Annotated in this window: 13 protein-coding genes and 1 pseudogene; 13 read left to right on the plus strand and 1 reads right to left on the minus strand. The window is 35.9% G+C overall.

Annotated elements, in window-relative coordinates; genetic code table 11:
- The 12 genes and pseudogenes from HMPREF3106_RS09285 to HMPREF3106_RS05550 all read left to right on the plus strand — a co-directional run.
- Nucleotides 1-1298, plus strand: a pseudogene (locus tag HMPREF3106_RS09285) (hypothetical protein); the annotation flags it as partial.
- Between the two features lie 204 nt (nucleotides 1299-1502).
- Nucleotides 1503-2204 (plus strand): MgtC/SapB family protein, encoded by a 702-nt coding sequence (locus HMPREF3106_RS05500; protein WP_005605428.1) that lies wholly within the window; start codon nucleotides 1503-1505, stop codon nucleotides 2202-2204.
- A 174-nt stretch (nucleotides 2205-2378) separates the two neighbouring features.
- A complete protein-coding gene (locus tag HMPREF3106_RS05505; RefSeq protein ID WP_070444902.1) occupies nucleotides 2379-3032 on the plus strand; it encodes an NAD(P)H-dependent oxidoreductase in 654 nt (217 codons plus the stop codon).
- A 188-nt stretch (nucleotides 3033-3220) separates the two neighbouring features.
- Nucleotides 3221-4081: a ribosome biogenesis GTPase YlqF gene (gene ylqF, locus HMPREF3106_RS05510; protein WP_070444905.1), complete on the plus strand. Its 861-nt coding sequence runs from the start codon at nucleotides 3221-3223 to the stop codon at nucleotides 4079-4081.
- Nucleotides 4081-4851 carry a ribonuclease HII gene (locus HMPREF3106_RS05515; protein WP_070444908.1) on the plus strand — a complete coding sequence of 257 codons (771 nt, stop codon included), beginning with the start codon at nucleotides 4081-4083 and terminating at the stop codon, nucleotides 4849-4851. Before ylqF ends, HMPREF3106_RS05515 begins: the two co-directional genes overlap by 1 nt.
- 65 nt (nucleotides 4852-4916) lie before the next feature.
- Nucleotides 4917-5783, plus strand: a complete 867-nt coding sequence (gene dprA / locus HMPREF3106_RS05520; RefSeq protein WP_070444911.1) for a DNA-processing protein DprA — start codon at nucleotides 4917-4919, stop codon at nucleotides 5781-5783.
- Between the two features lie 147 nt (nucleotides 5784-5930).
- On the plus strand, nucleotides 5931-8003 hold the full coding sequence (gene topA, locus HMPREF3106_RS05525; protein WP_070444914.1) for a type I DNA topoisomerase: 2073 nt from the start codon (nucleotides 5931-5933) through the stop codon (nucleotides 8001-8003).
- 172 nt (nucleotides 8004-8175) lie between these two features.
- The gene (gene xerC / locus HMPREF3106_RS05530; protein ID WP_083281609.1) at nucleotides 8176-9129 is read left to right on the plus strand and encodes a tyrosine recombinase XerC; all 954 of its coding nucleotides are present in this window, start codon (nucleotides 8176-8178) and stop codon (nucleotides 9127-9129) included.
- Nucleotides 9126-9656 carry an HslVU peptidase proteolytic subunit gene (gene hslV / locus HMPREF3106_RS05535; protein ID WP_070444919.1) on the plus strand — a complete coding sequence of 177 codons (531 nt, stop codon included), beginning with the start codon at nucleotides 9126-9128 and terminating at the stop codon, nucleotides 9654-9656. The genes xerC and hslV overlap by 4 nt, the downstream gene beginning before the upstream one ends.
- Before the next feature lie 12 nt (nucleotides 9657-9668).
- On the plus strand, nucleotides 9669-11075 hold the full coding sequence (hslU, locus tag HMPREF3106_RS05540; RefSeq protein WP_070444922.1) for an ATP-dependent protease ATPase subunit HslU: 1407 nt from the start codon (nucleotides 9669-9671) through the stop codon (nucleotides 11073-11075).
- A 16-nt stretch (nucleotides 11076-11091) separates the two neighbouring features.
- The gene (gene codY / locus HMPREF3106_RS05545; RefSeq protein WP_005605445.1) at nucleotides 11092-11895 is read left to right on the plus strand and encodes a GTP-sensing pleiotropic transcriptional regulator CodY; all 804 of its coding nucleotides are present in this window, start codon (nucleotides 11092-11094) and stop codon (nucleotides 11893-11895) included.
- A gap of 15 nt (nucleotides 11896-11910) precedes the next feature.
- Nucleotides 11911-12783, plus strand: a complete 873-nt coding sequence (locus tag HMPREF3106_RS05550) for an aldose epimerase family protein (RefSeq protein WP_049554593.1) — start codon at nucleotides 11911-11913, stop codon at nucleotides 12781-12783.
- Nucleotides 12784-12802: 19 nt separating this feature from the next.
- Here the strand turns inward: HMPREF3106_RS05550 and plsY are convergent, their stop codons facing one another.
- Nucleotides 12803-13423: a glycerol-3-phosphate 1-O-acyltransferase PlsY gene (gene plsY / locus HMPREF3106_RS05555; RefSeq protein WP_049554592.1), complete on the minus strand. Its 621-nt coding sequence runs from the start codon at nucleotides 13421-13423 to the stop codon at nucleotides 12803-12805.
- Between the two features lie 171 nt (nucleotides 13424-13594).
- Here plsY and parE point away from each other — a divergent pair, with 171 nt between their 5' ends.
- The gene (gene parE / locus HMPREF3106_RS05560; RefSeq protein ID WP_005605450.1) at nucleotides 13595-15655 is read left to right on the plus strand and encodes a DNA topoisomerase IV subunit B; all 2061 of its coding nucleotides are present in this window, start codon (nucleotides 13595-13597) and stop codon (nucleotides 15653-15655) included.
- Nucleotide 15656 lies beyond the last annotated feature (1 nt).

Consider the following 15656-nt stretch of genomic DNA (forward strand, 5'->3'; position numbering starts at 1 on the left):
ATGGCGCCGATGGTCAAAAAGGAGAACAAGGTATCGCAGGTCCTCAAGGTGTTGCCGGTCCTAAGGGTGACAAAGGAGATCCAGGAGAAGTTGGTCCTCAAGGTGCAGCTGGAGCTAAAGGTGAGCAAGGCGAACAAGGTCAAGCTGGACGTGACGGTAAAGATGGAGAAACTCCAAAAGTTAAAGTAGAACGTGATGACACTAAGAAAGAGACAAAACTAACCTTCTACAAAGACGTAAATGCTAATAATGAGTTTGATGAAGCCACTGATACCGTTCTTGGTACTTTAATTGTTAAAGACGGACAAGACGGAAAAGCAGGTCCTAAAGGCGATCCAGGTGAAGTTGGACCTCAAGGTGTAGCCGGTCCTAAGGGTGATAAAGGCGATCCAGGAGAAGCAGGTCCTCAAGGTGTTGCTGGACCTAAGGGTGATAAAGGCGACCCAGGAGAAGCAGGTCCTCAAGGTGTAGCAGGACCTAAGGGAGATAAAGGCGATCCAGGTGCAGCCGGAGCTAAAGGTGAGCAAGGCGAACAAGGTCAAGCTGGACGTGACGGTAAAGACGGAGAAACTCCAAAAGTTAAAATAGAACGCGACAATGCTAAGAAAGAGACAAAACTAACGTTCTACCTTGACAAAAACGGTAATAGTCAGTTTGATGAAGCCACTGATGAAGTTCTTGGAACATTTGTTGTAAAAGATGGCGAAACCGGACCTAAAGGAGACAAAGGGGATCCAGGTGTTTCCGGTCAAAATGGTATTGACGGGAAAGATGGTATTTCTCCAGTTATTACATTAACTGATAATAATGATGGAAGTTATACAATTTCAGTAACAAATCCTGACGGAACTAAACAAGAAGTCGTAGTTAAAAATGGGAAAGATGGAAAGGATGGAACATGTAATTACTCTATTTCGCCAACAAATGGAACTCCTACCAATCCAACATCCACAAATGGAATTCCATCTAACGGAACGACGACTAGTGTTACACCATCAAATGGTTCTTCGACAAATGGAACTCCAACAAATAGTACACCTTATACAAATACACCAGGAAATAATACTCCTGTTGGAAGCACAACTATTGGAGGAGCAATTCCATCAGCAATTCCAGTGAATTCCGATAAGAATCCATCATTAGTCGCAAGTACTATCTCAACTGCAAATAAAGTAGCTAATGAGACTAACAATAATGCTATTTTGCCAAATACTGGAGCGCATACAGAAGTCATTCCAATGCTTCTAGGAAGTGGTATTCTTTTAACACTCTATGTAGGTAAAAGAAAAGAAGAATAGTTGTTAGAGTGATTTTTCTTAAAAAATTTATTTTTTCTAGAAAAGCACCTATTTAAAAGATCAGGAAGATTGAGTCGTAAGTACTCACTTCCTGATTTTTTTGTTAAATTTCCTTTTTCTTTCTCCAGTAAACGATTTCATAAAATTTGACTTTCCTATTAAACAAACGTAAAATAGGAATACACGTTTTTAGGGAGGAAAGATATGGATCAAGTGTTTATACGTTCATTTGATGCAATGCTTGAATTACGACATTTTACATCAATTATTTTGGCTTGTATTTGTGGTTTATTAATTGGTTATGAAAGAAAAGCAAGGAATAAACAAGCCGGAGTAAAGACACACGTGATTGTTTGTCTTACTTCTGCCTTAATGATGATTATTTCTAAAGAAGCTTTTCTGGACACTCCAGATTACGATACTTCACGTGTGGCTGCTCAAATTGTAAGTGGGATTTCCTTCATTGGTGGTGGTATCATTTTCATGAGGGATAAAAAAATAAGTGGTTTAACAACAGCTGCTGGTATTTGGGCTACTTCAGGGATTGGAATGGCCATTGGTGGAGGATTTTGGTTCTTTGGAATTGTTTGTAGTATCTTTGTTATGTTAATTCAATGGTTAACACATGATTTTACAAAACAGCAGCAGATTTATCAGGCAAGTATTAATGGAACTGTTGGAGATATTTCTCTTGTTCACGATATTTATGAATACTGTAATTTAAAACAATATCAAATAGCAAATGTGGATGTGAAAGATATTGGTGGAAAGTACGAAATCAATATTCAGATAGAGAATGATAAGAGAATCCTAATTGATGATATCGAATCAACTATCAGAGAAAGACATATTGACTTTAAAATTAAAAAGGTCAAATTTAAATCTTCTGAAAATAATCCGCAATAGTTATAGTGAGACTGGACTACTCCAGTCTCATTTTTTATATTTATTATTGATTAGAAATGAGTTATTTGTGAGGGAATTGCTATTTTGTTTTTTAGCTGATAAACTTAATTTATATGAGAGATTCATTTCTTAGTTGAAGTTTTCGTAATAATCAAGATAAAGGAGTTTACTATTATGAATAGAGAAGAAATTATTGCGTTGCAACATCAACGTTATGCTACTAAAAAGTTTGACCCTACACGTCGTATTTCTGATGAAGATTGGGCAGCCCTTGTCGAAGTAGGACGATTAGCACCTTCTTCATTGGGGTTCGAACCTTGGAAGATGCTTTTACTAAACAATGAAGGAATGAAACAAGATTTAAAATCAATGGCATGGGGCGCTGTTTCAATGCTCGATGGAGCAAGTCATTTTGTGATTTATCTAGCTCGTAAAGGTGTAAACTATGAAACACCTTATATTGAAAAATTAATGCAAGAGGTAAGACATAGAAGTTATGATCCAGATTCTGCATATGCGCATCGAATCAAGAGCTTCCAAGAAAGTGATGCACAGCTAAACGATGAACGATCACTCTTTGACTGGGCAAGTAAGCAAACGTATATCCAAATGGCGAATATGATGAATGCAGCAGTTTTGATGGGAATGGATTCTTGTCCAATTGAAGGATATGATAAAGCTAAAGTTGAAGCTTATTTAGAAGAAAAAGGAGTTTTGGATACATCAGAATTTGGAGTATCCGTATTGTGCGCGTTTGGTTATAGAGATGAAGACATTAAACCAAAAATTCGTTGGAATACAGAAAGTATTTATGAAGTAATTGATTAGAAGTAATTTTTTCATAGTAAACAATTGCTATCTCAGTACATCGGCAATGAGTAATTGCTACTGTACTGAGATTTTTTTATTATAAAGAATAAGGAAGAGAACGGAAATAAGGATTAAAACATGGTATAATATTCGTTGGTTCTATAAGAATGTTTTTGTGAATGTAATATAGAAAGGATTCAAAACGTATGGCAACAATCCAATGGTTCCCGGGGCATATGGCCAAAGCGCGCAGGGAAGCAACTGAAAAATTGAAATTAGTCGATGTCGTGATTGAAATGGTGGATGCTCGTATTCCAGAATCAAGTCGCAATCCTATTATCGAAGAAATTAAAGGACAGAAGAAGCAATTAATCTTATTAAATAAAGTTGATTTGGCAGATCCATCTCAAACAAAGCGTTGGAATGATTATTTTACAAGCCAAGGAATTAAAGTTCTTACAACAGAAGCTAAAGATGGAAAAGGGATAAAACAGGTTAAAGCAGCGATTAAAGAATTAATGGCTCCTGTCTTTGAAAAGAATTTGGAAAAAGGGATTCGTCCTAGACCGATTCGTTTAATGGTTCTTGGAATACCAAACGTTGGAAAATCAACCTTTATCAACCGTATGATTAATAAAAATCAAGCTGAAACAGCAAATCGTCCTGGTGTTACAAAGGGACAACTCTGGTTAAAAATCGGAAATGATTTTGAATTACTGGATACTCCAGGTATTTTATGGCCAAAGTTTGAAAGTGAAGAAGTTGGGAATAAACTAGCACTTACGGGTGCGATTAAAGATGCACTCCTTCACATGGATGATATTGCACTTTTTGCTCTTAGTCAGTTTAAATTAGATTATCCAGAGTATTTAAAGAAAGCTTATCGTTTAATAGATAGCGATTTAGAACTTTCAAATGTTGATTTATTAATGTTAATTACAATGAATTTAGGCTTTAAAGAAGATTATGAAAAGGCAAGTGAACGAATCGTGTTTGATATTCGTTCAGGAAAACTGGGTCGTTATACATTAGACCAAGCGCCTGTGTCGTTAACGGAGGAAGCATAATGGAAAAACGTTCCATCAAAGAAATTAAATTGATTCTTGAAGAAATTCAAACGTTGTCGGATGAACGTTTAACAGAACTTAGAAGTGACGATCGTAAAGGAGTTCAAGATTTAATCGCAAAGTTTGAACGTCAATTCGCCAAAAAAGCAGAACGTGCTGCACACTTTGAGGAAATGCAAAGCTTTGAACGTGCAGCCAAACAAAAAGGCTACCGAATGATTGCAGGAATTGATGAAGTGGGTCGCGGCCCACTTGCTGGTCCAGTGGTAGCAGCTGCTGTCATTCTTCCTGAAGGTATGGAAGATATTGGTCTCGATGATTCTAAGAAGTTGAGCGCGAAAAAACGCGAAGAAATCTTCGAAATGATTAAAGAGCAAGCTGTTGCCATTGGTATCGGTATTGTCGATGCATTCACGATTGATAAAATTAATATTTATGAAGCTAGTAAAGTGGCGATGAAGCGAGCGATTGAATTATTGCCTGAACAACCTGATTATTTATTAATTGATGCGATGAAATTGGATACAGGAATTCCAGAAGAAGGCATTATTAAAGGGGACGCGAAGAGCATCTCGATAGCTGCGGCAAGTATTGTTGCTAAAGAGGTAAGGGACCAAATGATGAAGGATTACGAACAACTGTATCCAGGTTATGGATTTGCACAAAATGCAGGATATGGTACGAAAGCACACATAGAAGGTCTTGATAAATTAGGTCCGACGCCAATACATCGTATGACATTTGCACCTGTAAAAGAATATCAACAATAAAGTTCCAAAAATAAACTCTTTCTCGTAAATAGTTTTGAAAACTATTTACCGGAAGGAGTTTATTTATGTTATTAACAAAAAGAAAACTATTAATTGGAATAGCGATTAGTGAAACATTGAATAGTAAACAGTTTTATGAGTTATTTCAAAAAATGAATGATGATGTTTCTTTAGATCATCCATTTGTTTTAGGGGATGTAAAATTCAGCTTGCCCGAAGAAACTTCTAAATGGTTAGAGACATTTGATTGGTTAGCTTCTTTTGAAAAGATGAAAGTTGAAAAAGTAAAAGTATTGACCATTTTGGATGCTGTTTATCCAAGAAGGTTAAAAGAAATTTATTTACCTCCAATTGTTCTTTTCTATAAAGGAGAATTGTCTTTGTTAAATGAACGATTAGTCGCTTTAGTAGGTTCTAGAGAACATTCAAACTATGCAAAACAATGTACGAAAATCATTGTACAGGATTTAGTACAGAAGAAAATCGGAATTATTAGCGGTCTAGCTAAAGGAGTGGATTCTTTAGCACACCTTGAATGTTTGAAGGATGATGGGAAAACGATAGCGGTTATAGGAAGTGGATTAGATGTTGTATATCCACCTGAAAATGCTAATCTCTATAAAGTAATAGGGGAAAAAGGTCTTATTATTTCTGAATATCCTTTAGGAAGTCGACCTTTGAAGTTTCATTTTCCTTACCGAAATCGCATCATAGCAGGGTTAAGCCATGGTGTTTGTGTAGTAGAAGCTAAAGAGAGAAGTGGAAGTCTAATTACTGCTAATATTGCCTTGAGTGAAAATAGAGAAGTATTTGCTATTCCTGGAAGTATTTTTTCATCACATTCAAAAGGAACTAATCAACTAATTGAAGCTGGAGCTTGTTTAGTTTCTAGCGCTGAAACTATTGATAAAAATCTACATTACTTTCCATAAAAAAACTATAAGAGATAATTTGTTGCCTTGACAAAAAGAATGTGTTTAGATATGATGACAAAAGACAATTTAAACAATCTCGCTAAATACAGGCTTTTTGCCTGATATTTTAATATTAGACAGAGTAATGATGGAAGGAGCCATTTAATGGTGAAGCAAAACTTAGTGATTGTAGAGTCTCCTACAAAAGCTAAAACCATTGAACGCTATTTGGGAAAAAATTTTAAAGTGGTCGCAAGTAAAGGTCACTTAAGAGATTTACCTAAGAGCAAAATGGGTGTAGATATTGAAAATAATTATGAACCTCATTATATTTCGATTCGAGGGAAGGGCGATTTAATTAAGTCTCTTAAAAAGGAAGCAGCCAAAGCAGATGCAGTTTATCTTGCAAGTGACCCGGATAGAGAAGGAGAAGCTATTTCTTGGCATTTAGCGCATTTATTAGGACTTGATTTAAACAAACCTATTCGAGTGGAGTTTAATGAGATTACAAAAGATGCAATTAAAGAAGCATTTAAGAATCCTAGAATGATTGACACGGATTTAGTTGATGCGCAACAAGCACGTCGTATTTTAGACCGCCTTGTGGGTTACACTTTATCTCCTATTTTATGGAAGAAAGTGAAAAAAGGATTGAGTGCTGGTCGTGTTCAAAGTATCGCGGTAAAATTAATTATTGATCGCGAAAACGAAATTAAAGCATTTGTTCCAGAAGAATACTGGACTCTTGAAGGACAATTCAAAAAAGAAAAGAAAGCTTTCACGGCAAATTACTATGGTACTACAGCTGAGAAAGCGTCTTTAGAAAAAGAAGCGACTGTTAAATCAGTTATGAACGAACTTTCTGAGAAGAAACCATTCAAAGTTACTAAAGTAACGAAGAAAGAACGTAGACGCAATCCTGCAGCTCCATTTACAACAAGTAGCTTGCAACAAGATGCGTCAAACCGCTTAAACTTCAGAACGCGAAAAACAATGATGGTAGCTCAACAACTTTATGAAGGGGTATCTCTTGGTCGTAGTGGTTCAGTTGGTTTGATTACGTATATGCGTACAGACTCAACTCGAATTTCAGCATCTGCCCAAAATGAGGCTTCTGAGTTCATTGAGAAAGAGTTTGGTAAAGATTACTGTCTTGCAACTAAACGCACTGTAAAGAATGCTGAAGGCGCTCAAGATGCTCACGAAGCAATTCGTCCTTCATCTGTTTTACGTACACCGGATTCAATCGCAAGTTATTTAACAAAAGATCAATTGAAATTGTACACCTTAATTTGGTCTCGATTTGTTGCTAGTCAAATGACTGCAGCAGTTTATGATACTGTACAAGTAGATTTAGAACAAAACAATCATGTGTTTAAGGCAAATGGATCTACAATTAAGTTTGCTGGGTATCAAAAGGTATATCAAGATAATGCAGAAGCGAAAAAAGGAAACGTGCTCCCAGAAATGCAAGTTGGGGATGAAGTTCAATTAGCAAAACTAAATCCAGAACAACATTTCACACAACCGCCTGCACGTTATTCTGAAGCTACGTTAATTAAAACATTAGAAGAAATTGGTGTTGGTCGTCCATCAACGTATGCACCAACAATCGAAACAATCCAAAAACGTTACTACGTTAAATTAGTTTCTAAACGTTTTGAACCAACGGAACTTGGATATGTTGTTCATCAAATTATCGAACAATACTTCCCAAATATTGTGGATACTCATTTCACTGCTTCAATGGAAGATAATCTCGACCTTGTTGAAGAAGGGAAAGAAGAGTGGGTACAAGTTATCGATAAGTTTTACCAACCATTCAAGGTTGAAGTGGATAAAGCGGAAGTAGAAATCGAGAAAGTTCAGATTAAAGATGAACCAGCTGGATTCAACTGTGAAAAATGCGGCCATCCGATGGTGATTAAATTAGGTCGCTTTGGTAAATTCTACGCATGTAGCAATTTCCCAGAATGTCATCATACACAAGCCATTGTTAAAGATATTGGGATTACATGTCCAACTTGTGGCAAAGGGAAAGTGATTGAACGTAAGTCGAAGAAAAATCGTATCTTCTATGGTTGTGATCGTTATCCTGAATGTGAATTCGTTTCATGGGATAAACCAGTAGGACGTAATTGTCCAAAATGTGAACACTACTTAGTTGAGAAAAAAGGTCGCGGTGGAAAACAAATTGTGTGTAGTAATTGCGATTATAAAGAGGAAGTTCAAAAATAAAGGAAAGAGCACTTGGAGAAATCTGGGTGCTCTCTTTATGTGCGTGAAATTATGTTAGTGCATTGACTATGACGCAGAGTTTATTAAATATGTATTAATTGTCTTAATAATTTTGACAATTCGGTTGTAAGAAAGTGCTTACTGTGATAAAGTTAACGATAGGAGGAAGATGATGAAGAATGAAATGCAAGATTTCTTAGCGTATATAAAAGTTGAACGACGTTATTCACCAGAGACGATTCATGCGTATGAGCGTGATATTCAACATTTCTGCGATTACTTAACAGAAGTTCCAATTACGTCATGGAACGATGTATCTGTCGTTGATGTTCGAATCTATTTAGGAGTTTTACATCGTGAAAACTATAATCGTTCAAGTATTTCTCGGTTCCTTTCAAGTTTACGTTCTTTTTATCATTTTTTGGTAGAACGAAAAGCAGTAGAATCAAATCCTTTTGCGTCAGTCAGTTATAAAAAGGGTAAAATGCTTCTTCCAGAGTTTTTTTATGAAGATGAAATTGAAAAATTTATCAATTCTATTGATGGAAATCAGTCTTTAGACCAACGTAATAAAGCTCTAGTCGAAGTATTATATGCTACAGGTATGCGTGTCAGTGAGTTAACGAATTTAACTCTTGAGCAATTAGACCTGGATAATAGCGTTATCCTCGTCATCGGTAAAGGTTCTAAAGAACGCTATGTTCCGATTGGTGACTTTGCAAGAACGGCTTTAGAAACTTATCTTGAAGAAGGACGAAAGGATCTTATGGCTAAAGAAAGGAAGGAGCATTTTTTCGTGTTTGTGAATCATTTAGGTGATACACTGACGACTAATGGAGTTCGTTATATTTTAGAAAAACTAATTCAAGAAAGTGGACTAACATTAAAGATTCATCCACATATGCTAAGACATACGTTTGCAACGCATTTGTTGAATAATGGTGCAGATATGCGAACTGTTCAGGAACTTTTAGGGCATGTAAGTCTTAGTTCAACTCAGATTTATACACATGTGACAAAAGAAGCTCTTCAACAAAATTACCAATTATATTTTCCAAGGTCTAAAGCTGGGAAGAACGAATTTGACGCTAGTGCCTTTAATAAGAATAACGGAGGAAAATCATGACTACAATTTGTGCAGTAAAAAAAGATAACCAAGTTGCTATGGCTGGTGACGGTCAAGTGACAATGGGTGAAAAAGTGATAATGAAGGGGACCGCTCGTAAAATCCGTCGTATTTTTGACAATCAAGTACTTGTGGGATTTGCGGGCGGTGTAGCAGATGCAATCACTTTAGAAGAAATGTTTGAAGATAAACTTAAACAATTCAAAGGGAACTTACAACGTGCAGCTATTGAAATGGCGAAACAATGGAGAAGTGACCGTGGTTTACAAAAATTAGAAGCGATGTTAATCGTAATGAATAAAGAACAAGTGTTACTTGTTTCAGGAACAGGAGAAGTCATTGAACCAGATGATGGTATTCTAACAATCGGTTCTGGTGGTAACTTCGCTTTATCAGCTGCTAGAGGTCTCCTAAGATTTGGGGATTCGAATTTAACAGCAGAAGATATTGCTAGAGAAAGTTTAAAAATTGCTTCAGAGATTGATATTTTTACAAATGATAATATCATTACTGAAACGTTGGCGTAAGGAAGTGGAACTATGCAAGCAAATATTAGTAAAACACCTAGAGAAGTTGTATCTGAATTAGATCAATTCATCGTTGGGCAACAGGATGCAAAACGAGCGTTAGCGGTGGCTCTTCGTAATCGTTACCGTCGTCTATTATTAGATGAAGAAATGAAAAAGGAAGTCACTCCTAAAAATTTATTGATGATTGGTCCTACTGGGGTTGGTAAAACCGAATTGGCTCGTCGTCTTGCTAAATTAGTTGATGCACCATTTGCAAAAGTGGAAGCCACTAAATTTACGGAAGTCGGTTACGTTGGGCGTGATGTAGAATCGATGGTTCGTGATTTAGTGGAAAATGCGATTCAAATTGTGACTAAACTAAAACAAGAAGAGGTAAAGCCACAAGCTTTTGATAAGGCTGTTAAAAAGCTTGCGAAGATCTTAAAACCTGGAATCATGAAGAAAGTATCGAACCCACAACAAGATTCACTCTTCAATATGTTCCAACAAATGGGCATTCAAAATCCAGGATTAGAACCTGAAATGAAGGAAGAAATCACAGAAGAAATTGCTCAAAGTCGTCGTGATATTGAGCAACAATTAAGAAATGGAGTACTTGATTCAAAAGAAGTAACAATTGAATTAACTGAGAAACCAATGCGGATGGCGGGATCTGGTAACCAAATGGAACAAATGATGCAAATTCAATCCGTTCTTGATCAGATGACTCCTAAGAAGAAAATTAGCCGTACAGTCACTGTTAAAGAAGCGTTAGAACTATTAACGGAGGAAGAAGCAAATAACCTTATCAATCAGGAAGATATGCATGCAGAAGCTTTAAAACTAGCTGAAACATCAGGAATTATCTTTATTGATGAAATTGATAAGATTACTGCAAAAGGTCAAAACGGAGGGGAAGTCTCAAGGGAAGGAGTACAAAGAGATATTTTACCAATCGTTGAGGGGAGCCAAGTGAATACGAAATACGGTGTGATTAATACAGACCATATTTTGTTTATTGCTTCTGGAGCATTCCATGTGGCTAAACCAAGTGATTTAATGCCCGAGCTACAAGGGCGATTCCCGATTCGGGTTGAATTACAAGATTTATCAAAAGAAGATTTTGAACGCATTTTAATGGAACCTAAAAACGCATTATTAAAACAGTATAAGGCATTACTTGCTACAGAAAATGTGGAAGTCGTTTTCACAAAAGAAGCTGTTTCAAAATTGGCTGAGATTGCTTTCGAAGTGAATAGTACAATGGAAAATATTGGTGCCCGTCGTCTTCACACTATTTTAGAAACTGTATTAGAAGAATTATTGTTCGAAGCACCAACGATGCAAATGGGAAGCATCCAAATAACTGAACAATATGTAGAAAGTAAATTAAATGCGATTCGAGAGGATCAAGATTTAACTAAATACATTTTATAAAAAGGAGAATATACTCATGCGTAAAGTTTTAGCTGATTTAAGGAAGATTAATGAAATTGTCCAGTATGATAATATTTGGAGAGATTCTGAAACAGCAGATTTACCATTTAATAAACTAACAGAAATTTTGGGAACTCTTTTGAAAGTTGATTTATATATCGCATCAAGCGATGGAAGATTGTTAGGAATTCATGATGAATTTCAAGTAAATAACGATCGTATGAAGGAGTATAAAAATAGTAGACAATTTCCGGATTTTTATATGGACGGATTAACATCTTTAAAATTCACGAAGGAAAATATACCTGTAACGGATGAACTAACGATTTTTCCAGTTGAATTACATGATAATTTCAAGAATGCAATGACCACCATTATTCCAATTTTTGCTTCAGGAATTCAATTAGGATTTGTAGTGATGGGGAAGGATGAAGAACCTTTTTCAACCGACGATCTTATTTTGGCTGAACACGCTGGAACAGTAATTGGAACAGAAATGTTGCACTGGTATACAAGAAAGATTGAGCAAGAAAAGAGAGAACAACAAAATGTTCATTTAGCTCTTAGTTCGTTATCTTATAGTGAATTAGAAGCCATTAAAGTGATTATCCAATTGTTTGATGGTATGGATTTAAGATTCACTGCTTTAAAAATTGCGAAAGAGTATAATATTACTCGTACAGTAATTGTAAATGCTATTCGTAAACTTGAATCAGCAGGAATTATTGAAAGTCGCAGCCTAGGAACTAAAGGAACCTATATAAAAATAAAAAATCAAAATATCAAAAAATCCTTATTAACTGAATTAAAACATTCATAAATTAGAGGCGATTATATGGATAACATTTCTTTAGAAAATAAATTTTTAAAAGTCAGAGTAAAACTTTTTGGGGCAGAACTAACTTCTGTATTTGATAAAGAGACTCATACGGAATATATGTATCAACCAGATGGGATTCATTGGAATAAACAATCTCCAATTTTATTTCCGAATATTGGTGCTATTCGAAATAACTCTTTTTCCTACAAAGGGAATGATTACGAAGCTAGAAAACATGGTTTTGCTCGTGACTATGCATTTAAGTTAGAGGATAATGGAAGTGACTTTGCCACTTTCTTACTCACGAATGAGATGATCGAGGAAAACTATCCTTTCGATTTTCAATTGCGTCTAAAATACACTTTAAATGGTCGTCAATTAGATATGAGTTATTTCGTTACTACTCAAAGTCCTGAAATGTACTTTGCAATTGGTGGTCATCCTGCATTTAGAGTACCGTTGGAAGAAAGATTGTCGTTTGAAGATTATCGAATCCAATTAGATTCGGAAAGCTCGATTCATAAACTTGAATTAGAGATTCCATATCTTGCTTCACTTGAAGGGGTTTCGTATCCAGAAAAAGAATTTCGATTACACCATGATTTATTTACGAATGATGTATTATTATTTAAATCAAATTCCCCTCATTTCAAAGGCAAGTTGTATTCTCAAAAAGGGAATAAAAGCGTAACCGTACTTTTAAATGGGATTGGCGCGTTAGGAGTATGGACTATGCCAGATGATTCTCCTTTTGTTTGCTTTGAACCTTGGGATGGATATCCAGACTTGGCGAATGATTTTACGCAAAATTTAGAAGAAAAAAAGAATGTCTTGAAAATTACAAACAAGACACCTTATCAATCTACAGCCAGTTTTATTTTCGAGTAAAAGAAAAGACACTAAGTACTTACTTAGTGTCTTTATTTTTTTGTTCCCAAGGCATTGGAACTTTATTTTCTGTTCCGTTTAAAATTCTTTGGATATTAGAACGGTGTCGGTAAATGATAAAAATATCTATTGCAAGTGCAAAAAGTGTTAGTGTCCAATCATTAAATAGTAGTGAAAGGAATACCCCTAAAGTGATAGTTACCATAGCAGTAAGACTAACCATTCGTGTAATTGCAAGGAGTACTAAGAAAATAATAAGTCCATATAAAAGTAATAATGGTTGGTAAGCTAAAATCATTCCAGCAAAAGTAGCAACCGCTTTTCCTCCTTTGAATGAAGCAAAAATGGGAAAAGTATGACCAATAACCGCGAAAGAGGCCATCCACAATGGAGAAATATCAGGTTGCTTAAATACAGTTAAAGCAAGAATCATCGCTAAGAATCCTTTAAAGATATCACAGAATAATACTAGGGAACCCGCTTTTTTTCCTAAAACTCGAAACGCATTTGTTGATCCTAAATTTCCACTCCCATATTGGCGAATATCTTTTTTAAAGAAATACTGCCCAACCCATAATCCAGATGGAATCGAACCAAGTAAGTATGCCACTATGGCACCAATTATAAATGTAAATGACATTTGTTTGACTTCTCCTTTTAAAAACAGTCTAGAAACAGTTTAACACAAAAACATTTTAACTTACAATTCTAATAAGAAATGTTATTATAACGCTATTTATGAAGGGAAATCTTGCGAAAATATTTAAAAACAAGTATTATAGATAAGATGATGAAAAAAGGAGAGTATTAAATGAGCAAAGTGACGAATCAGTATAATGATGATGCGATTCAAGTTTTAGAAGGTCTTGAAGCTGTTCGTAAACGTCCAGGGATGTATATTGGATCAACTGATCATCGAGGACTTCATCACTTAGCGTATGAAATTGTTGATAATGCGGTCGATGAGGCATTATCAGGTTACGCTACAAAAATTGAAGTAACAATTCATAAAGATCAATCACTTTCAGTAAAAGATAATGGTCGTGGAATGCCAACGGGAAAGCATGCTTCTGGGATCCCAACTATTCAAGTTATCTTTACTGTATTACATGCCGGTGGTAAATTCGGCCAAGGTGGATATAAAACATCAGGTGGTCTTCATGGAGTTGGGGCGTCTGTTGTTAACGCGTTGTCAGATTGGTTAACCGTAGAAGTTTTGCGAGATGGAACATTATACAAACAATCGTTTAAAAATGGTGGTGAACCAGTCGGAACTGTTAAAAAAGAAAAAACAAGCCGTCGTGGTTCTGGAACTACAGTTACATTCCTTCCAAGTGATAAGACATTTTCAACAACGAATTGGTCTTATGAAACATTAGCTGAACGTTTAAGAGAATCAGCGTTCTTATTAAAAGGACTTACAATTGTTTTAACAGATGAGCGTACTGGAGAATCAGAAACGTTCCATTATGAAGAAGGAATTCGCGATTTTATCCAATACTTAAATGAAGAAAAAGATACATTATCTCCTGTTGTTGATTTTGATAGCACAGTGGATGGTGTTGAAACCGAATTTGCATTCCAATATAACGATGGTTATTCAGAAACGATTTTATCTTTTGTAAATAACGTTCGTACAAAAGACGGTGGTACTCACGAAGTGGGAATGAAGAGTGCCTTAACAAAAGCGTTCAACGAATACGCACGTAAAGTTGGTCTTTTAAAAGAGAAAGACAAAAACTTAGAAGGTAGCGACGTCCGTGAAGGATTAACAGCGATTATTTCGCTTCGTATTCCTGAAGAGATTCTACAATTTGAAGGACAAACGAAAGATAAATTAGGTACACCTGCTGCTCGCGGAATTGTTGATAATACAATTTCTGAACAACTAGGTTTCTTCTTAACGGAAAACGGTGAAATTGCACAGGAATTAATTCGTAAAGCCATTAAAGCACGTGAAGCGCGTGAGGCGAGTCGTAAGGCCCGTGAAGAGAGCCGTAATGGTAAGAAGGGCAAGAAGAAGGAAACACTTCTTTCTGGTAAATTAACGCCTGCTCAAAGTAAAAACCCTAAGAAGAATGAACTTTACTTAGTAGAGGGGGATTCTGCCGGTGGTTCTGCAAAACAAGGGCGTGACCGTAAGTTCCAAGCGATTCTTCCATTACGTGGTAAAGTAATCAATACTGAAAAAGCATCGATTTCAGACATTCTTAAGAACGAAGAAATCAATACGATTATTTATACTATTGGTGCTGGTGTTGGTAGTGACTTCAAGATTGAGGATTGTAACTATGACAAGATTGTTATTATGACCGATGCGGATACCGATGGGGCTCACATTCAAGTCTTGCTGTTAACATTCTTCTATCGTTATATGAAACCATTGATTGAAGCAGGGAAAGTATATCTTGCATTACCACCTTTATATAAAATTTCTAAAGGAACTGGTAAAAAACAAGTGATTGAGTATGCGTGGACAGAAAAAGAACTTGAAGAGAAGACTAAACTAGTCGGAAAAGGCTACTTATTACAACGTTATAAAGGTCTTGGGGAAATGAACGCTGACCAATTATGGGATACTACTATGAATCCAGATACAAGAACGTTAATTCGTGTTGTTATCGATGATAAAGCTCAAGCAGAACGTCGTGTAAGCACATTGATGGGGAATAAAGTGGAACCTCGTCGTAAGTGGATTGAACGCCACGTTGAGTTTGGTCTAGAAGAAGATAAGAGTATTTTAGAATCAGATGTAAATGCCATTAGCACAACAGCTAGTCCGAAAAAAGAAGAAAAGAAACCATCAGTTAAGAAAAAAGAAGCAACAATTGATCATGTAGAACAATTGTCGTTACTAGGAGAGGAGGAATAGT

The organism is Granulicatella sp. HMSC31F03, assembly GCF_001807725.1.
In the GTDB taxonomy this organism is placed as follows: Bacteria; Bacillota; Bacilli; order Lactobacillales; family Aerococcaceae; genus Granulicatella; species Granulicatella adiacens.